This is a genomic window from Streptomyces sp. NPDC049879 (assembly GCF_044461265.1).
Classification (GTDB): Bacteria; Actinomycetota; Actinomycetes; order Streptomycetales; family Streptomycetaceae; genus Streptomyces.
On sequence record NZ_JBITKT010000006.1, the window covers coordinates 111629 to 129742 of the forward strand.

Genomic DNA, 18114 nt, shown 5'->3' on the forward strand with positions numbered 1-18114 from the left:
CACTACACCTTTCGATGTACTCCCGGCCGCACGCCCGCCACGCCATGCTGAGATGAACACCATGCCGGGACCACCGCACCGCCCCCACCGCACCGACGCGCTCATAGCCGCCACCGGCATGGCCGCCGGTCTCGTCATGTGGTCCCTCGACCTCTACTCCAGCCCCTCCCTCGCACAGGACCGCGGCGACTGGGCGCTCCTCCCCCTCGCCGCCATGTGCACCGCCGAACTCCTGCGCCGCGTCTGGCAGCCCGGCGCCCTGCTGCTGGCCTGCGCCGCGTTCGCCGCCGACCAGGCGACCGGCTCCCTGCTGGTGACCGTCGCCATGTTCACCGACCTCTGCTACGCGGCGGTGATGTACGGGCCGCCACGCGTCGCCCGTGTCGTCCCCCCGGCGTTCATCGCCGTCAGCATCGCCAGCACCGCACTGCTCCTCGCCCTGCTGCGCGACGCCCAGGCGCTCCTGCTCGGCGCGATGATGGGCCTGCTCACGGTCGGCTCCGCGTTCACGGGCCTCATCACCCGCGCCCACCGCGACGCCGCTGCGGCCGAACGGCTCCGCGCCGAGCAGACGCGGCTCCTCGCCGAGATCGACCGCACCCAGGCCGTCACCGCCGAACGCTCCCGCGTGGCACGCGAACTGCACGACGTCGTCGCCAACCACCTCTCCGCCATCGCCCTGCACTCCACGGCCGCGCTCTCCCTGCGCGAACCCGAGACCACCCAGCGCGCCCTGCGCGTCATCCGCGAGAACTCCACGCAGGGCCTCACCGAGATGCGCCGCCTCATCGGCCTCCTGCGCGACGGCAGCCCGGAGACCCCGGCGCCCACGCCCAGCCTCGACGGCCTCGGCGCCCTCGTCACCCAGGCGGGCGAGGCGGGCGCCGCGCGCGGCCTGCGCTTCACCGCCGACGACCGCCGCACCGGCACCCCACTGCCCGCCCCGGTCGAGCTGGCCGCGTACCGCATCGTGCAGGAGTCCCTCGCCAACGCCGTGAAGCACGGCGCCCCCGGCCACGCCGCCGTCCTCCTCGACCTGCGCGACGACACGCTGCACATCGACGTCACCAGCCCGCACAGCGAACGGCCCACCCCCGCCGCCCCCGGCACCGGCAGCGGCCTCACCGGGATGCGGGAACGGGCCGCGCTCCTCGGCGGCGACCTGACGGCAGGACCCGACGGCGGCGTGTGGCACGTACGCGCCGCGCTGCCCCTCGAACCTCCCCTCCCGTCCCAGTACCAGCACCAGCACCAGCCGGAGAGGACCGCCCGCCCATGACCCTCCGCGTGCTCGTCGCCGACGACCAGGCCGCCGTACGCCAGGGCATCGTCCTCATCCTGGGCTCCGCCCCCGGCATCGAGGTCGTCGGCGAGGCGGCCGACGGCGAGGAAGCCGTGCGCCTCGCCCGCGCCCTGCGCCCCGACCTGGTCCTCATGGACGTCCGGATGCCACGCCTCGACGGCGTCTCCGCGACCGCCGCCGTCACCCGCGAGCAACTGGCCGAGGTCCTGGTGCTGACGACCTTCGACTTCGACGCGTACGTCTTCGGCGCCCTGCGCGCGGGCGCCGGGGGCTTCCTGCTGAAGGACAGCGACGCGGACACCCTCGTCGCCGCCGTCCGCACCGTCGCGGCGGGCGAGGGCACGATCGCGCCCGCCGTCACCCGGCGGCTGATCGCCGAGTTCGCCCGCACCGCCCCCCGTACGCCCTCCCCCGCCGCCGCGCGGCTGTCCGCGCTGACCCCGCGGGAACGCGAGGTGCTCGCCCACATCGGCGCGGGCCTGTCCAACGGGCAGATCGCCCGCCGCATCGGCGCCGCCGAGGCCACCGTGAAGACCCATGTCAGCCGCCTGCTGGCCAAGCTCGACCTGCGCAGCCGCGTCCAGGCGGCCGTGCTGGCACAGGAGTCGGGCATCACCCCGGACACCTTCTGACGCACCGTCCCCGGACGGCCCAGCACCACGCGCCGAGCGGCCCCGGCGTCCCCAGACTGAGGCCATGGCAGAACACTCGAAACGGCACGGCCCGTCCGGCACGGCCGAGCGCGTACGCGGCCCAGAAGGCGCCGCACGCCGTGCCAGCCGCCGCCTCGAACGCCTCACCGGCCACCCCGTCGACGGCGTCTCCGGCGTCTCCGCCGAGGAGCACGGCTGGCGCGTGGCACTCGACGTCCTCGAAGTCCCCCGCATCCCGGACACCACCAGCCTGATGGCCACCTACGAGGTGGACCTCGACCGGCACGGGAAACTCCTGCGCTTCCGCAGGGTGCGCCGCTACCGGCGCGCCGCGTCCGACGACTGACGCACCCCCCGCCCCCCGCGAAGGAGCACCCGCATGACCGTCACCACCGCCTACCCCGCCGCCTACCCCGACGGCGTCGCCTGCTCGCCCCGCTCGGGGACGCTGTACGACGTCATCGACATCATCCTCGACCGGGGCATGGTCATCGACGTCTTCGTCCGCGTCTCACTCGTCGGCATCGAGATCCTGCGCGTGGACGTCCGCGTCGTCATAGCCAGCGTGGACACCTACCTGTACTTCGCCGAGGTCTGCAACCGCATCGACCTGGAGTCGGACGACCGCGCGCAGTCCCTGCCCAACATAAGGGGCGGCGCGAAGGCCCCCCACCCGCCGACAGCTCGCCAGCAGGCGGCCAAGAGCCTGAAGAAGAAGGCGAAGAAGGCCAAGGAGGCCCTCAAGCCCAGCCACCACCGGCCGCACCGGCACCACCACCACGAGGACGACGGTGAGAAATGAGCCCGCTGTACGTGTACGGCTTCGTCCGCCCGGGGCACCCCGTCCCCGCCCTGACACAGGGCGTCGGCGACCCTCCGGCCCGCGTGCGTGTCGTCGGTGACGGCACGCTCGCCGCCGCTGTCAGCAAGGCACCGCCGGACCTGCTGGCACGCCGCCGCGACCTCGCCGCGCACCGGGAGGTCCTGCTCGCCCTCGCGGCGGACGGCCCCGTCCTGCCGATGCGCTTCGGCGTGGTCGCGCCCGATCGCGCCACGCTCCGGGAACGGCTCGCGGAGTCCCCCGAGACCCACCTCAGGACGCTCGGACGGCTCGACGGGCGGCTGGAGATGAACTGCAAGGTCTTCCCCGTCGAGGCCGCACTCGCGGGCCTCCTGCGCGCCGACGCCACGCTGCGCGCGCTCCGCGACCAGGCGCGCCGACGCCCGGGGTACGAGACCAGCGTCCGCCTCGGCGAGGCCGCCACCGACGCGCTGCGGCGCCACGCCACCACGGCCGCCGCCGGTGCGGTACGGGCCCTCGCCGCGTACGCGGAGGCCGTCGCGCCGGGACCCGAGGTGCCCGGCTGCGTCGGGAACACGTCGTTCCTCGTGCCGCGCGCCGCCGTCGCCGACTTCAGGACCGAGGCGGCCCGCCACACGGCGGCGCTCGCGGACCGGGCCGAACTGCGCGTCACCGGCCCGCTGCCCTGCTTCAGCTTCGTCACCCCCGGCGCGGCACCCGCCGTCCCCGCGGCGGCGGCCATGGGGCAGGCCTGACATGGGACTGCTCTCCGGACTGATCCTGCTGCCGCTGGCCCCCGTGCGCGGCACGGCGTGGGTGGCCGAGCGGATCGCCGAGGCGGCGGACAAGGAGACCACCGACCCGGCGCCCGTCCTGGCCCGGCTCACCGCGCTGCACCGGGCGCTCGACGAGGGCGTCCTCAGCGAGGAGGAGTTCGAGCACGAGGAGGAGGCCCTGCTGATCGAGCTGCGCCGCCGCCGCGAGGCCGCCATGCCCCCCGCCGCCCGACCACCACGTCCCCACCTGCCTCCCACCCACCCACCGAGCAGGAAGGTCCCCGACTGATGGACTCCCACAAGGCGGCCGTCGCGGCGGGCATCGCGGGCGGCTATCTGCTGGGCCGCCGCCACAAGGCGAAGCTCGCCCTGGTCGTCGCCACCTATGTCGCCGGACGCCGCTTCCGCCTCAGCCCCACGGGGCTGGCCGCCGCGGGGCTGCGCAAGATCCAGGACAACCCGCAGTTCGCGGAGGCCACGGAGCGGCTGCGCGGCCAGGTGCTCGACGCCGGCCGTACGGCGGCCCAGGAGCGCATCAGCGCGCTCACCGACACCCTCCGCGAGAAGACCGAGGCGCTCGGCGGCCCACTCGGCAGCGGCGACGGCGCAGACGACGAGGACGACGAGGACCGCGAGGAGGAGCAGGGCGGCGAGCCGGAGCGGCACGACAGCCACCGGCACCGCGACCGCTCCCACCGCAGGCGCGCCCAGGCGGACGACGAGGACGACGAGGACGACGAGGACGACGCGGAGAACGCCGAAGAGGACGAGGACGAGGAGGAGGCCCCCGAGGACCGCGAGGAGCCGCCGCAGCGCAAGCAGCGGAAGAAGGCCGCCGCGGCCAAGGCGGCCCACACGAAGAAGGCGGCCGGTGCCAGCAAGCGCGCCGCACGCTCCACGTCCCGGTCCCAGCGCGAGAGGTGACGGACATGGCGAAGAGAGACACGGCCGGGCAGGACGCGCTCGCCCAGAGCCTGGAGCGGCTCGGCAACGAGCTCACCGGCTTCCTCACGGCCCGGATCCACCGGCTCGCGGACGCCGCCCAGGCCAAGCTGGGCGACGTGGCCGGCCAGGTCGGCGGGGACGCGCTTGACCCGAAGAACCTGCCGAAGACCGGCGCGAAGCTCCTCGGCGGCAAGGCCAAGGATTCGGCCGTCGGCTCCGTCAAGAAGGCCGTCCCCGGCATGGGCGGCGGAGACGGCGACGGTGACGGCGGAGGCGACGGCGGCAAGAAGCAGGGCGGCAAGGCGGGCGGCAAGTTCACCAGCATCATCGAGACCGCCGACATCGGCGTCCCGCTGAACGAGGCCTACCGCCACTGGACCTCGTACGAGGACTTCAGCGACTTCATGAAGGGCGTCCAGAGCGTCGAGCGGCCCGACGAGACGACGAGCGACTGGAAGTTCAAGGTCGGCCCGTCGAACCGCGGCTGGAAGGCCACCGTCCAGGAACAGGTCCCCTACGAGAAGATCGAGTGGACCTCCGAGGGCGCGCAGGGCAGCACCCGCGGCGTCGTCACGTTCCACGAGCTGGCGCCCAAGCTGACGCGCATCGTGGTCGTCGTCCAGTACTACCCGGCCGGGTTCTTCGAGAAGACGGCCAACCTCTGGCGCGCCGCCGGGCGCCGCCTGCGCCTCGACCTCAAGAACTTCCAGCGCCACGTGACGCTGGAGGCCGACGAGGTGCCCGAGGGCTGGCTCGGCGAGATCCGGGAGGGCGAGGTCGTCCAGGACCACGAGCCGGAGGACGAGGACGCCGAGGACGAGGACGACGAGGAAGAAGAGGAAGAAGAGGAAGGTGACGAGCGGTGACCCTGCCCGTGGAGCCCGTGGACACCTGCGAGACGTTCACCCACCGCCCCTCAGGACCGTCCAACCTCGCCGACATCCTGGAGCGCATCCTCGACAAGGGCATCGTCATCGCCGGTGACGTCAAGATCGACCTGCTCGACATCGAGCTGCTGACGATCCGGCTGCGCCTGTTCATCTCCTCCGTGGACACCGCGCGCAAGGCCGGCATCAACTGGTGGGAGACCGAGCCCTCGCTGTCCACCACGGCCAACCGCGACGCCCTCGTCGACGAGAACCGCCTGCTGCGCGAACGCATCGCCGACCTCGAACGGGACCGCATCGCCGAGCACGAACGGGACACCCTGGACCGCGCATGACGACCTCCCCCACCTCCCCCGCACCCCACACCACCGCCCCCCGGCGCGGCTCCGCCACCTGCGTCTTCGCCGTCTGCCCCCGCGCCTCGGCGGACGCCCTGGCCGACGCCCTGGCCTCCGTGTCCGGGCACGTGACGGCCTCAGGACCGGTCCGCGCCCTCGCCGCGGGACCGCTCACCGCAGTTGTGCAGGACGTGCCCGCCGAGGCCTTCACCCCCGAGGCCCTGCGCGAACGCCTCGCCGACCGCGACGCCCTCGAACGGTACGCGCGGGCGCACGACGAGGTCGTCGCCGCCACGGCGGCGACCGCCCCGGCCATCCCCCTCCCCCTCGCCACGCTCTACCTGGAGGACGCGCGCGCCCGCGACGCGCTCACCGCCGACGCGCAGCGCTTCCTGACCGTCCTCGACCGCGTCACCGGCCGCGACGAGTGGGGCGTCAAACTCACACTCACCGCCCCCGCCGCCACACCGCCGCCGGAGCCCGCCCCGGCGGCCCAGGCGGCGACCGGCCGCGCGTACCTCGACCGCCTGCGCGGCCGCCAGCACGCCCGCGACGACCGGCGCCAGGCCGCGTACGACGCCGCCCGGCACGTACGCGAGCGCCTGCGCCCCCTCGCCGCCGCGTCACGCGACCTGCGGCTCCAGGACACGGGCACGCACCCGCAGGTGGCGAACACCGCGTACCTCGTGGACCGCTCCCGGGCCGGCGCGTTCGCCGCCGCCGTCGCCGCCCTCCGCTCCGCGCCGGAGACCGCCGGACGGGTGCGCGTCGAGCTGACCGGCCCCTGGGCCCCCTACTCCTTCACCGGTGAGGACCATGACGAGAACCCTGGCTGACGCCACCGCGCCCACCTCCGGCGTGCCCACCCCGCCGGAACCGGCACCCTGGGTCGGCCCCGACGGGCCCTACGGCCCGATCGGCGTCCCGCTCGTGGACCTGCTCGACCGGGTGCTCGGCTGCGGCGTCGTCATCAGCGGGGACCTGGTGATCGCCATCGCCGAGGTCCCCCTCGTCCGGCTGTCCCTGCACGCGCTGCTGGCCTCGGTGTCCGAACGGGTCCCGTCGCCCTGGGCCGACAGCGGGCCGCTGTGAGCGGCCTGCGCGCCGGCCTGCCGGACGGCACGTCCCTCGCGGCGGCGCCCGGCGCGCCCGCCCGGGTGGACATCGACGGCGAGAGCGTCGGCCGCGACCTGGCGGCGCTCGTGCTGACCGTCGTGGAGCTGCTGCGGCAGCTCATGGAACGGCAGGCGGTCCGCCGCGCCGACTCCGGCGAGCTGACGGACGAGCAGGTCGAACGCGTCGGGACCACCCTGATGCTGCTCGACCAGCGGATGGGCGAGCTGCGCGACCAGTTCGGCCTGAGACCGGAGGACCTCAACCTCGACCTCGGGCCCCTCGGCTCCCTGCTGCCCCGCGACTGAGCCCCCGGGAACGCACGCGCCCCTGGCAACGTGCCCGCGGGAACGCACGCGCCCCTAGGAACGCGAAAGGCCCGGCTCAGGCGACGTTCACCCGTTGTCCGGGTGGCGCCGCCTCCAGCCAGGCCAGGAAGCCGGTGAGCGCGTCCTCGCTCATCGCCAGCTCGATGTCCCAGTCGTCATGGCGACAGCTGAGCACCACCGCCCCGGGCAGCAGCGCCAGCTCCTCCTCGCCCTCGGGCCGCCGCCGCTCGCGTACCTGGATGCGGTCGCGCTCCAGCGTCCGGCGCGGGCGCGGCGCGTAGGAGAACACGCGGAACCACTCGACGTGGTCCCCGTTGTAGCGGGCGACGCCGTAGCGCCAGCCCTTGCCCGCGGGCAGCTCGGCGGGCGCGGCGAACCGCGCACTGCAGTCGAACGTGCCGCCGGACCGCTGGATCAGCCGCCGCCGCAGTCCGAAGCCGAAGAGCCCGAGAACCGCGAGGACCAGCACCGCGCCGACGGACACGAGCAGGACGACAACCATGGGTCAACGACCTCCTCGCCTCGTGCCGCCGTGTCTCGCGCCGGATACCCCTGGGTGTGCCTGGTGATGCGTCAGCGGTCCGCCGACACGGCACGCAGGCGGACGTCGGCACGCCGCTCGGCCTCGGCGTCCTCCTCCGACCTCGCCTGCTCCAGGGCACGCTGGGCACGCTCGACGTCGATCTCGTCGGACAGCTCGGCGATCTCGGCGAGCAGCGACAGCTTACCGTCCGTGTACGACAGGAAACCGCCGTGGACGGCCGCGGTGACCGTGCCCGCGCCGCTCTCACCGGCCGTGCGGATCGTCACGGGGCCCGACTTCAGGACGGCGAGCACCGGCTGATGCCCCGGCATGATGCCGATGTCGCCCGCGGTGGTCCGCGCGACGACCAGGCTCGCCTCACCGGACCAGACCCGGCGGTCGGCGGCGACCAACTCGACGTGCAGCTCAGCCACGATGGCTCCCTCACTTCCGGATATCCGCCTGGATATCGCCGGCTAGTCGAAGAATAGATGGGGCTCGCGGACATCCGCGGGGCGGGGGCACCCCTGGGGGTGAACCCCCGCCCCGGGGTCCGGGCAGGCGGGCCGCCGGCGTCAGGAGACGCCGAGCGCCTTCGCCTTGGCCTTCAGGTCGTCCAGGCCACCGCACATGAAGAACGCCTGCTCGGGGAAGTGGTCGTACTCCCCGTCCGCGATGGCGTTGAACGCGGCGATGGACTCGTCCAGCGGCACGTCCGAGCCGTCCAGGCCGGTGAACTGCTTCGCCGCGTGGGTGTTCTGCGACAGGAAGCGCTCGATACGGCGGGCGCGGCTGACGGTGAGCTTGTCCTCCTCGCCCAGCTCGTCCATGCCGAGGATGGCGATGATGTCCTGGAGGTCCTTGTACTTCTGCAGGATGTTCTTGACGCGCGAGGCGCAGTCGTAGTGGTCCTGCGAGACGTAGCGCGGGTCCAGGATGCGGGACGTGGAGTCCAGCGGGTCCACGGCCGGGTAGATGCCCTTCTCCGAGATCGGACGGGAGAGCACCGTCGTCGCGTCGAGGTGGGCGAACGTGGTGGCCGGGGCCGGGTCCGTCAGGTCGTCGGCGGGCACGTAGATCGCCTGCATCGAGGTGATCGAGTGGCCGCGCGTCGAGGTGATGCGCTCCTGGAGGACACCCATCTCGTCCGCGAGGTTCGGCTGGTAGCCCACCGCGGAGGGCATGCGGCCCAGCAGCGTGGAGACCTCGGAGCCGGCCTGCGTGAAGCGGAAGATGTTGTCGATGAAGAACAGCACGTCCTGCTTCTGCACATCGCGGAAGTACTCCGCCATGGTCAGACCGGCCAGGGCGACGCGCAGGCGGGTGCCCGGCGGCTCGTCCATCTGGCCGAAGACGAGGGCGGTCTGCGGGAGCACGCCGGACTCGGCCATCTCCTCGATCAGGTCGTTGCCCTCACGGGTGCGCTCGCCCACACCGGCGAACACGGAGACGCCCTCGTGCAGCTTCGCCACACGCATGATCATCTCCTGGATGAGCACGGTCTTGCCCACCCCGGCGCCGCCGAACAGGCCGATCTTGCCGCCCCTGACGTACGGGGTCAGCAGGTCGATGACCTTCAGGCCGGTCTCGAACATCTCGGTCTTCGACTCGAGCTGGTCGAACGCGGGCGCCTGCCGGTGGATCTCCCACCGGTCGGTGATCTCCGCCTCGGCCTCGGGCTCGTTGAGGATGCGGCCCAGGGTGTTGAAGACGCGGCCCTTGGTCACGTCGCCGACCGGCACCGTGATGCCCTTGCCGGTGTCGGTGACGGGCGCCTGGCGGACCAGGCCGTCGTTGGGCTCCAGGGCGATGGTGCGGACCATGCCGTCGCCCAGGTGCTGCGCGACCTCAAGGGTCAGCGTCTTCTTCGCGCCCGCCTGCGCCGGGTCGGCGATGTCGACGGTCAGCGCGTTGTAGATCTCGGGCATGGAGTCCACCGGGAACTCCACGTCCACCACGGGCCCCCTGACCCGCGCGATACGGCCCGTGGCCGTGGCCTGCGTGGGGGCCGACTCGGCAGCAGTAGTCATGATCAGCGTTCACTTCCCGCGGTCGCGTCGGCCAAGGCGCTCGCGCCACCGACGATCTCGGTGATTTCCTGGGTGATTTCGGCCTGGCGGGCCGCGTTCGCAAGCCGGGTGAGGGACCGGATGAGGTCCTCGGCGTTGTCGGTCGCGGACTTCATCGCCCGGCGGGTGGCGGCGTGCTTGGAGGCGGCCGCCTGGAGCAGGGCGTTGTAGATCCGGCTCTCGACGTAGCGCGGCAGCAGCGCGTCCAGCACCTGCTCGGCCGACGGCTCGAACTCGTAGAGCGGCGCCGGCTGGTTGCCGCGCTGGAAGACCTCGGCCGACTCCTCGGCCGTCGACTTCAGGGTCAGCGGCAGCATCCTGGCCTCGACCGGCGACTGCGTCATCATCGAGACGAACTCGGTGAAGACGATGTGCAGCTCGTCGACGCCGCCCTCGTCGGTGTCCCGCTGGACCGCCTCGATGAGCGGCGCCGCCACGGCCTTGGCGTCCGCGTACGTCGGGCTGTCCGTGAAACCGGTCCACGACTGGACGACCGGCCGCTCGCGGAAGCCGTAGTACGAGACGCCCTTGCGGCCGACGACGTACGCGTCCACCTGCTTGCCCTGGGCGACCAGCTCGCTCGTCAGGTGCTCGCCCGCCTTGATGGCGTTGGCGGAGTAGCCGCCGGCCAGGCCGCGGTCGGAGGTGATCAGCAGCACCGCCGCCCGCCGGGGCCGCTCGGCCTCGGTGGTCAGCGGGTGCTTGATGTCCGCGCCGCTCGCCACGGCCGTGACGGCCTTGGTCAGCTCGTCGGCGTACGGAGCCGACGCGGCCACCTTGCGCTGCGCCTTGACGATGCGCGAGGCCGCGATCATCTCCATGGCGCGGGTGATCTTCTTGGTGGCCGTGACGGACTTGATCCGCCGCTTGTAAACGCGAAGCTGAGCGCCCATGGGTCAGTCCTCGCCCAGCAGCCGGCCGTCCGCCGTCTGGAACTGCTGCTTGAACTGGTTGACCGCCGAGCGGACGGCGTCGAGCGTCTCGTCCGACATCTTGCCGCCCTCCCGGATGGAGGTCATGAGGTCCTTGTGGTCGCGGCCCAGGTAGTCCAGCAGCTCGCGCTCGAAGCGGCGGATCTCGCCGACCGGGATGTCGTCCATCAGGCCGCTGGTGCCGGACCAGACGGAGACGACCTGGTTCTCGGTCGAGAACGGGCTGTACTGGTCCTGCTTCAGCAGCTCGACCATGCGCTGACCGCGCGCCAGCGCGGACTTGGACGCGGCGTCCAGGTCGGAACCGAAGGCGGCGAACGCCTCCAGCTCGCGGTACTGGGCGAGGTCCACACGCAGCGAACCGGTGATCTGCCGGATCGCCTTGTGCTGCGCGGAGCCGCCGACGCGGGAGACGGAGATGCCGACGTTCAGCGCGGGGCGCTGGCCCGCGTTGAACAGGTCGGACTCCAGGAAGCACTGGCCGTCGGTGATGGAGATGACGTTGGTCGGGATGAACGCCGACACGTCGTTCGCCTTCGTCTCGACGATCGGCAGGCCGGTCATCGAGCCGCCGCCCATCTCGTCGGAGAGCTTGGCGCAGCGCTCCAGGAGGCGGGAGTGCAGGTAGAAGACGTCGCCCGGGTACGCCTCGCGGCCCGGCGGGCGGCGGAGCAGCAGGGAGACGGCGCGGTAGGCGTCGGCCTGCTTCGACAGGTCGTCGAAGACGATCAGGACGTGCTTGCCCTGGTACATCCAGTGCTGGCCGATGGCCGAGCCCGTGTAGGGCGCGATGTACTTGAAGCCGGCCGGGTCGGACGCGGGGGCGGCCACGATGGTGGTGTAGTCCATCGCGCCGGCCTCCTCCAGCGCGCCGCGCACGGACGCGATGGTGGAGCCCTTCTGGCCGATCGCCACGTAGATGCAGCGGACCTGCTTGTTCGGGTCGCCGGAGCGCCAGTTGTCGCGCTGGTTGATGATCGTGTCCACCGCGAGGGCGGTCTTGCCGGTCTGCCGGTCGCCGATGATCAGCTGGCGCTGGCCGCGGCCGATCGGGGTCATGGTGTCCACGGCCTTGTAGCCGGTCTCCATGGGCTCGTGCACCGACTTGCGCTGCATGACCGAGGGGGCCTGGAGTTCGAGGGCGCGGCGGCCCTCCGACTCGATCTCGCCGCGGCCGTCGATCGGGTTGCCCAGCGGGTCGACGACACGGCCGAGGTACTTGTCGCCGACGCCGACGGACAGCACCTCACCGGTGCGGCGCACCGGCTGGCCCTCCTCGATCCCGCTGAACTCACCGAGGACCACGGTGCCGATCTCGCGCTCCTCAAGGTTGAGGGCGAGGCCGAGGGTGCCGTCCTCGAACTCCAGCAGTTCGTTCGCCATGGCCGAGGGCAGCCCCTCGACCAGCGCGATGCCGTCACCGGCAACGCTGACCGTCCCGACCTCTTCCCGCGAGGCCGCGTCCGGCTTGTACGACTGGACAAAGTTCTCCAGTGCGTCCCGGATCTCATCCGGCCGGATCGTGAGCTCCGCCATCTGGGTTCCCTGCTCTCCTTGTTGGGCCCGTACGTTCGTCCGTCTACGGCCCAACCGGGCCGCTGGTCCTGCAATCTTGTTCTGGCTTGTCGGCGCCGCGCGCGACGCTCGCGGCGCGCTCCGCCCGCGCGGTCAGCCGGCGAGGCGCCGGCTGACGTCCTCCAGGCGGTCGGCGACGGTGCCGTGGATGACCTCGTCCCCGACCCGGACCGAGATCCCGCCGACGACGGCCGGGTCCACGTCCAGGTTGAGCTGGATGGGCCGGCCGTACAGCCGGGCCAGGGCGCCGCCCAGGCGTTCCCGCTGCTGGTCGCTCAGCGGCACCGCCGTGGTGACGACCGCGACCGACCGGCCGCGGCGGGCCGCCGCCAGCGTGGACAGCGCGTCGAGCCCTGCCTCCAGGCTACGGCCTCGCGGCCGTTCCACCAGGCGCACGACCAGCCGCTGCGTCACCTCGTGGGTACGGCCGCCGAGCAGGTCGTTGACCAGCCCGGCCCTGGCCGCCACGGCGCCCGGCTCGTTGTTCCGCGCGCCGAGCGAGGCCCGCAGCTGCGGCGAGGTGGCGACGATCCGCGCGAAGCGGAACAGCTCGTCCTCCACCGCGTCCAGGCCGCCGGCCCGCTCCGCGGCGATGAGGTCGGCGCTGTCCGCCAGCTCCTCCACGGCGTCCACCAGGTCGCGGGACGCCGACCAGCGGGACCTGACCATGCCGGAGACCAGGTCGACGGCCTCTCCCGAGACCTGCCCGGCCAGCAGCCGCGCGACCAGGCCGGCCTTCTCCTCGCCCTGCTGGGCGGGGTCGGTCAGCACCCGGCGCAGCCCGACCTCGCGGTCGAGCAGGCCGGTGACCGCGGCCAGGTCGTCGGCGAGGGCGGCGGCGTCGACAGCCGTGTTGTCGGCCAGGGCGTCGAGCCGTTCCCCGGCCGCCTCCGACGCCTCGCGGCTCGCTCCGTTCATGGAGGTCACGCTTCCCTTCCGGACTGGCTGGGGACGCCGGTCTCGGCGCGGCTCTCCAGCTCGTCCAGGAAGCGGTCGATGGTCCTGCTCTGGCGGGCGTGGTCCTCCAGGGACTCACCGACGAGCCGGCCGGCGAGGTCGACGGCGAGCTTGCCGACGTCCTGCCGCAGCTGCTCGGCGGCCTGCTTGCGGTCCGCCTCGATCTGGGCGTGGCCGGCGGCGATGATCTCCTCGCGCTGCCGCTGGCCCTCGGCGCGCATCTCCGCGATGAGCGCCGCGCCCTGCTCCTTGGCCTCCTGGCGCAGCCGGCCGGCCTCGTGGCGGGCCTCGGCGAGCTGCTCCCGGTAGCTCTCCAGCGTCTGGCGGGCCTCGGCCTGGGTGGCCTCGGCCTTCTCCATGCCGCCTTCGATAGCCTCGCGACGCTCCTCCAGCGTCTTGTTGATGCTGGGGAGGAGCTTCTTGTAGAAGACGAAGAAGATGACCGCGAAGCAGAAGAGCCCGATGAAGACCTCGGGCCACACCGGCAACAGCGGGCTCTGCGGTCCCTCGCTCTCCGCGAACAACATGGTGGTTGACCTCTCGTCGGTTGGGGCGGGTGGTGCTGGGATCAGATGGCGAACGCCAGCACGAAGCCCATCAGCGCCAGCGCCTCGATGACGGCGAAGCCGAGCAGCATGTTGGTACGGATGAGGCCGGCGGCCTCGGGCTGGCGGGCCATGGCCTGCACGCCGTTGCCGAACACGATGCCGACGCCCACACCGGGGCCGATGGCCGCGAGACCGAAGCCGATGGTGTTGACGCTGCCTTCGACGGCGGCAAGGGTTTCGAAAGCGGACATGTCGGTGGTTCCTTCTCTGTGGTGGGCCGGTGGGGGGTTGGCCCACCGGTGGGTCGTGCGGTCGGGAAGGTCTTGCTGGCTCTCAGTGCGCCTCTTCGAGCGCCTGGGAGAGGTATGTGGCGGTCAGGACGGTGAAGACGTATGCCTGGAGCGCCTGGATGAACAGCTCGAAGACGGTCAGCACGAGCGCCAGGATCACCGCGGGGATCGCGTAGAGCGTGCCGACGACGGTGCCCAGCATGTACCAGCTGGCCGTGATGAACAGCAGCAGCAGGAGGTGGCCGGCGAACATGTTGGCGAAGAGCCGGACGGCCAGCGTGAACGGCCGCAGGAACACGTTCGAGATGAACTCGATCGGCGTGAGGACGACGTAGATGCCCTTGGGCAGGCCGCTGGGGACGCAGAGGTTCCGCAGGCCGCCGACGAAGCCGTTGGTCTTGAAGGTGACCGTCATGTAGACGACCCACACCGTCACCGCGAGCGCGGCCGGGAAGGCGATCGCCGACGTGACGGGGAACTGGGCGAACGGGATGACCGCCCAGACGTTCATCACCCAGACGAAGAAGAACAGCGAGACGAGCAGCGGGACGTACGGTTCGCCCTTCTTGCCGATGATCTCCCGGGAGATGCCCCGGTGGACGAAGTCGTAGCCCGCCTCGGCGACCATCTGGAGCTTGCCGGGGACGACCTTCGGCTTGGCGAACGCGGTCCAGAAGAAGGCCAGGATCGCGACCGTGCCGAGCAGCGCCAGCAGCATGATCTTGTTGAACTCGATCGGACCGATGCTGAACAGCGGGTCGAAGATGAACGACCACACCGACGGAGCGGGGAAGCCGCAGTCCTGGAACAGATGGCAATCGGTCTCGAAGGCGAGCAGCTGATCGTTACTCACCGTGAGCTCCCTCGGCGTGACGCATGAATACGGCTACCTCGATGTGTCGGCGTGGCAGCGTGCCACGGGACGGCACTGGACTGGGTGTGGCGGAAGGCGGGCCGGTCAGCGTGCGCACGGCTGTCCCGCACAGCCCGTGCCGCGACGCTCCGGCTTCCGGCGACGGACGATAGCAGCCCGCGACGACACCGGTTATCCACCCCTCGCCCCGGCTCATCGCCGACCGCCGGGTGGCGCCGTGCCCGACTCCGGCACGACGTAGGGCGTCTTGGACGTGACATGCGCCCGGACGGTGCCGCCGAGCCAGGCGGCGATGCCCACCACGACGCCCGCCGCGAAGGCCCGTCCGTTGAGGAACGAGGCGTCGCGCAGCAGGAGAAGGAGGACGAGGAGCAGCCCCATCTGGGTGGTGTAGATCAACAGGGCCGCGCCCATGAAGAGTTCGGGCCAGCGGTCTCCGACGGCGCTGAGCGAGACCATGCCGAGCGCGAAGAAACCGGCGGCGACCAGGACGCCGAGCGCGACCCCGACGGCGCCGTCCGCGGCGGCCGTCACCGCGCCGACGGCAACGGCGAGCACACCTACCGCGGCAGTGGGGATCGCGGCGCCGCGGATGATCCGGGCGTCGTTGGACTGCATGGAAGTGTTTCTCCGGCGGGGCTTCGGGGACGTGTCGTCTTCGACGTTGGCGGTGTCCGGCTGGCTCGGGCGGTCGTGCCGGGGACGGTGCGCGATCCGCCGTGGGGGCCGGTTCGCGCGGGGCGTGACCGCCGCGCCTGACGGGCGTGTTCGGAGTCCGGCGGTGGGCTGCGGCGCCGGGCTTTCGTGAACGCTATCACAAACTATTTGATGAGGTCTTTACCCAGTTCGTGTGGAGGAGATCACACGGGAGGAGTATTCACGGCGTTGCGCCGCTGACGCTGTGGGTGACATCTGTTAAGAGCGCGTGTCGATCTTCCGGCGGACGGCGAAGCGCTTGCGGTCGCCGACCGCCGTGGCGCCGTGGGGACCGGCGTGCGGCTGCCGCGGATGCTCCCTCGTGCCCGTTCCCGCGTCCGTGGCGGACGGCTCGGCACCGGGGCCCTCGTCCGGCCCGGCGGGCGCCCCGGCGGGACGCTGCGCGGTGTCGTGGCCCGCTCCCGCCGGTACGGCCGCCTCCGCCGACTGCCGTTCCGCCGCGAGCCGTTCCTGGCGCCGGATGCGGTAGCGCGGCGGCACCACGCGCTCGGCCCACGGGGGCACGCGCGGGGTGAAGCGCGGCAGCAGCAGCACGATGAGCCCCAGCGCGCTGAGCGCCAGCACGGTCGGCACGATCCAGGCGCTCAGCGACTGCACCGAGTACGCGACGGCGCCGAATCCGATCAGCGCCGACCAGAAGTACATGATCAGCACGGCGCGGGTCTGCGAGTGCCCGATCTCCAGCAGCCGGTGGTGCAGGTGCCCGCGGTCGGCCGAGAACGGCGAACGCCCGTTCCAGGTGCGGCGGACGATCGCCATCACCAGGTCGGCGAACGGGACGGCGATGATCGTCAGCGGCAGCAGCAGCGGGATGTAGACCGGGATGAGTTCCTGGACGGTCGCCGACTCGGACTGTGTGAACAGGTTCACGGCGTCCGGGTCCACCTGGCCCGTGATCGACACGGCACCCGCCGCCAGCACCAGGCCGAGCAGCATCGACCCCGAGTCGCCCATGAAGATCCGCGCCGGATGCAGGTTGTGCGGCAGGAAGCCGGCGCACATGCCGATCAGCACGGCGGCGAAGAGCGTGCCGGGCGCCGCCGCCTCGATGCCGTAGCCGTACCAGATGCGGTAGCTGTAGAGGAAGAACGCCGCCGCCGCGATGCCGACCATGCCGCCCGCGAGGCCGTCGAGGCCGTCCACGAAGTTCACCGCGTTGATCGTGATCACGACCAGCGCGACGGTCAGCAGCGTGCCCTGGAGCGGGGTGAGCGCGACGACGCCGACGGTCGGGATCGGCAGCCACAGGATGGTGAGGCCCTGGAGGACCATGACGCCCGCCGCGACCATCTGGAGGCCGAGCTTCAGCAGCGCGTCCACGCCGTACCGGTCGTCCAGGACGCCGATCACCCAGATCAGGGCGGCGCCCGACAGCAGCGCGCGCGGCTCGTCCGACAGCCGGAAGACCTCGCCGACGTTCTCCAGCTGCGACGCCGCGAGCAGACCGGCGCACAGGCCGCCGAACATGGCGATGCCGCCGAGGCGCGGCGTCGGCTCGCGGTGGACGTCGCGGGCCCTGATCGCCGGCATCGCGCCCCAGGCGATGGCGAACTTCCGCACCGGACCGGTCAGCAGGTAGGTGACGGCCGCCGCGACGCAGAGCGTCAACAGGTATTCGCGCACAGAAAGCCCCGATGGTCTCGCTGGACTGCCGCGCAACACCCTCTCACGTTTCGGTCCCTCCTTCGCCGCCCCGCTGTCCGCTCCCTGCCCGTCCGTCCCCTCTGTCCCCCACCGGTCTCCTGCCCGTGTCCGGCGCGGTCATCCGCGGCCGGGTCAGCGCAGGGCGTGCCTGGCCTGCGTGCGGCGCGGCGGGACGCCGGTCAGGGCCGTCACGACCGGTTCGAGCGCCGTGCGGATCTCCTCGCCGACGCTGCGGAAGTACGGCAGCGGCGCGCCGTACGGGTCCTGCACCTCGTCCGCCTCGGCCGTGGGCGCGAGCAGCCAGCCGCGCAGGGCGGCGGCGGCCCGCGCGAGGGCGCGGGCGCGTTCCACCAGGCCCTCGGGCGACTCGGCGGCCGGGAGCGTGGCCATGTCGATGGCGCGCACGAGGCGCGTGAACTCCTTGAGCGTGAACGTCCGCAGCCCCGCCGAGTGCCCCATCGAGATGACCTGCGCCCGGTGGTCCCTGGTGGCGGTCAGGACGAGGTCGGCCTGGACGACGTGCTCGTCCAGCAGCTCGCGGCCGGTGAAGCCGCCCGGGTCGGCGCCGTACTCGGCCAGCAGCTGCGCGGCGTGCTCCTCCATGGGCGCGCCCTCGTGCCCCCACGTGCCGGCGCTCTCCACGACGAGGCCGCGCGCGAACGGGCCGAGCCGCTCGTCGAGCGCCTGGCGGGTGAGGCGTTCGGTGATCGGGGAGCGGCAGACGTTGCCGGTGCTGACATGGAGGATGCGGAAGACGCGCGCCGGGGTGCCGGCCGCCTCGGCCGCCCGTATGCCGGTGGCCGCGTGGCTCCCCGGGGGCGGCGGAGGCGGTGGCGGAG

General features: G+C 72.4%; 24 protein-coding genes. 12 read left to right on the forward strand and 12 right to left on the reverse strand.

The window, feature by feature from the left end:
• The first annotated feature begins 61 nt into the window (after positions 1–61).
• The 12 genes from ACIBPC_RS21230 (at position 62) to ACIBPC_RS21285 (ending at position 7125) form a co-directional block, all read left to right on the forward strand.
• Positions 62–1279: a sensor histidine kinase gene (locus tag ACIBPC_RS21230; protein ID WP_398846710.1), complete on the forward strand. Its 1218-nt coding sequence runs from the start codon at positions 62–64 to the stop codon at positions 1277–1279.
• Positions 1276–1935, forward strand: a complete 660-nt coding sequence (locus ACIBPC_RS21235; protein ID WP_362965465.1) for a response regulator transcription factor — start codon at positions 1276–1278, stop codon at positions 1933–1935. Before ACIBPC_RS21230 ends, ACIBPC_RS21235 begins: the two co-directional genes overlap by 4 nt.
• A 64-nt stretch (positions 1936–1999) precedes the next feature.
• A complete protein-coding gene (locus ACIBPC_RS21240) occupies positions 2000–2302 on the forward strand; it encodes a gas vesicle protein (protein WP_362965466.1) in 303 nt (100 codons plus the stop codon).
• A 33-nt stretch (positions 2303–2335) separates the two neighbouring features.
• Positions 2336–2758: a gas vesicle protein GvpJ gene (gene gvpJ / locus ACIBPC_RS21245; protein WP_362965468.1), complete on the forward strand. Its 423-nt coding sequence runs from the start codon at positions 2336–2338 to the stop codon at positions 2756–2758.
• Complete coding sequence (locus tag ACIBPC_RS21250; protein ID WP_398846712.1) at positions 2755–3513, forward strand: GvpL/GvpF family gas vesicle protein; 759 nt, start codon at positions 2755–2757, stop codon at positions 3511–3513. The genes gvpJ (ACIBPC_RS21245) and ACIBPC_RS21250 overlap by 4 nt, the downstream gene beginning before the upstream one ends.
• A 1-nt stretch (position 3514) precedes the next feature.
• Positions 3515–3823, forward strand: a complete 309-nt coding sequence (locus ACIBPC_RS21255; protein WP_398846713.1) for a gas vesicle protein GvpG — start codon at positions 3515–3517, stop codon at positions 3821–3823.
• A complete protein-coding gene (locus ACIBPC_RS21260) occupies positions 3823–4458 on the forward strand; it encodes a hypothetical protein (RefSeq protein ID WP_398846715.1) in 636 nt (211 codons plus the stop codon). The genes ACIBPC_RS21255 and ACIBPC_RS21260 overlap by 1 nt, the downstream gene beginning before the upstream one ends.
• A 5-nt stretch (positions 4459–4463) precedes the next feature.
• Positions 4464–5345 carry an SRPBCC family protein gene (locus ACIBPC_RS21265; protein ID WP_398846717.1) on the forward strand — a complete coding sequence of 294 codons (882 nt, stop codon included), beginning with the start codon at positions 4464–4466 and terminating at the stop codon, positions 5343–5345.
• On the forward strand, positions 5342–5701 hold the full coding sequence (gene gvpJ, locus ACIBPC_RS21270) for a gas vesicle protein GvpJ (protein ID WP_398846719.1): 360 nt from the start codon (positions 5342–5344) through the stop codon (positions 5699–5701). The genes ACIBPC_RS21265 and gvpJ (ACIBPC_RS21270) overlap by 4 nt, the downstream gene beginning before the upstream one ends.
• Positions 5698–6540, forward strand: coding sequence for a GvpL/GvpF family gas vesicle protein (locus tag ACIBPC_RS21275; protein WP_398846721.1), 843 nt, complete (start codon positions 5698–5700; stop codon positions 6538–6540). Before gvpJ (ACIBPC_RS21270) ends, ACIBPC_RS21275 begins: the two co-directional genes overlap by 4 nt.
• A complete protein-coding gene (locus ACIBPC_RS21280; RefSeq protein WP_398846723.1) occupies positions 6521–6796 on the forward strand; it encodes a gas vesicle protein in 276 nt (91 codons plus the stop codon). Before ACIBPC_RS21275 ends, ACIBPC_RS21280 begins: the two co-directional genes overlap by 20 nt.
• A gap of 65 nt (positions 6797–6861) precedes the next feature.
• Positions 6862–7125: a gas vesicle protein K gene (locus ACIBPC_RS21285; protein WP_398847148.1), complete on the forward strand. Its 264-nt coding sequence runs from the start codon at positions 6862–6864 to the stop codon at positions 7123–7125.
• Between the two features lie 76 nt (positions 7126–7201).
• Here ACIBPC_RS21285 and ACIBPC_RS21290 read toward each other — a convergent pair whose 3' ends face one another.
• The 12 genes from ACIBPC_RS21290 to ACIBPC_RS21345 form a co-directional block, all read right to left on the reverse strand.
• Positions 7202–7648, reverse strand: a complete 447-nt coding sequence (locus ACIBPC_RS21290; RefSeq protein ID WP_362965481.1) for a DUF2550 domain-containing protein — start codon at positions 7646–7648, stop codon at positions 7202–7204.
• Between the two features lie 71 nt (positions 7649–7719).
• Positions 7720–8103 (reverse strand): F0F1 ATP synthase subunit epsilon, encoded by a 384-nt coding sequence (locus ACIBPC_RS21295; RefSeq protein WP_362965483.1) that lies wholly within the window; start codon positions 8101–8103, stop codon positions 7720–7722.
• Between the two features lie 141 nt (positions 8104–8244).
• The gene (atpD, locus tag ACIBPC_RS21300; protein ID WP_362965485.1) at positions 8245–9699 is read right to left on the reverse strand and encodes a F0F1 ATP synthase subunit beta; all 1455 of its coding nucleotides are present in this window, start codon (positions 9697–9699) and stop codon (positions 8245–8247) included.
• Between the two features lie 2 nt (positions 9700–9701).
• Entirely contained in the window at positions 9702–10631 is a 930-nt protein-coding gene (locus ACIBPC_RS21305) for a F0F1 ATP synthase subunit gamma (protein ID WP_362965487.1), read from the reverse strand.
• Positions 10632–10634: 3 nt separating this feature from the next.
• The gene (gene atpA, locus ACIBPC_RS21310; RefSeq protein WP_362965489.1) at positions 10635–12206 is read right to left on the reverse strand and encodes a F0F1 ATP synthase subunit alpha; all 1572 of its coding nucleotides are present in this window, start codon (positions 12204–12206) and stop codon (positions 10635–10637) included.
• A 132-nt stretch (positions 12207–12338) separates the two neighbouring features.
• On the reverse strand, positions 12339–13163 hold the full coding sequence (locus ACIBPC_RS21315) for a F0F1 ATP synthase subunit delta (RefSeq protein ID WP_362965491.1): 825 nt from the start codon (positions 13161–13163) through the stop codon (positions 12339–12341).
• A 5-nt stretch (positions 13164–13168) separates the two neighbouring features.
• Positions 13169–13729, reverse strand: coding sequence for a F0F1 ATP synthase subunit B (locus ACIBPC_RS21320; RefSeq protein ID WP_362965493.1), 561 nt, complete (start codon positions 13727–13729; stop codon positions 13169–13171).
• Between the two features lie 41 nt (positions 13730–13770).
• The gene (atpE, locus tag ACIBPC_RS21325) at positions 13771–14001 is read right to left on the reverse strand and encodes an ATP synthase F0 subunit C (protein WP_052848131.1); all 231 of its coding nucleotides are present in this window, start codon (positions 13999–14001) and stop codon (positions 13771–13773) included.
• Between the two features lie 82 nt (positions 14002–14083).
• Positions 14084–14893 carry a F0F1 ATP synthase subunit A gene (gene atpB / locus ACIBPC_RS21330; RefSeq protein WP_398846726.1) on the reverse strand — a complete coding sequence of 270 codons (810 nt, stop codon included), beginning with the start codon at positions 14891–14893 and terminating at the stop codon, positions 14084–14086.
• A 213-nt stretch (positions 14894–15106) separates the two neighbouring features.
• Positions 15107–15532, reverse strand: coding sequence for a hypothetical protein (locus ACIBPC_RS21335; protein ID WP_398846728.1), 426 nt, complete (start codon positions 15530–15532; stop codon positions 15107–15109).
• 297 nt (positions 15533–15829) lie between these two features.
• Positions 15830–17254: an MraY family glycosyltransferase gene (locus ACIBPC_RS21340; RefSeq protein ID WP_398846729.1), complete on the reverse strand. Its 1425-nt coding sequence runs from the start codon at positions 17252–17254 to the stop codon at positions 15830–15832.
• 153 nt (positions 17255–17407) lie between these two features.
• Positions 17408–18067, reverse strand: coding sequence for a protein-tyrosine-phosphatase (locus ACIBPC_RS21345; protein WP_362965540.1), 660 nt, complete (start codon positions 18065–18067; stop codon positions 17408–17410).
• Positions 18068–18114 lie beyond the last annotated feature (47 nt).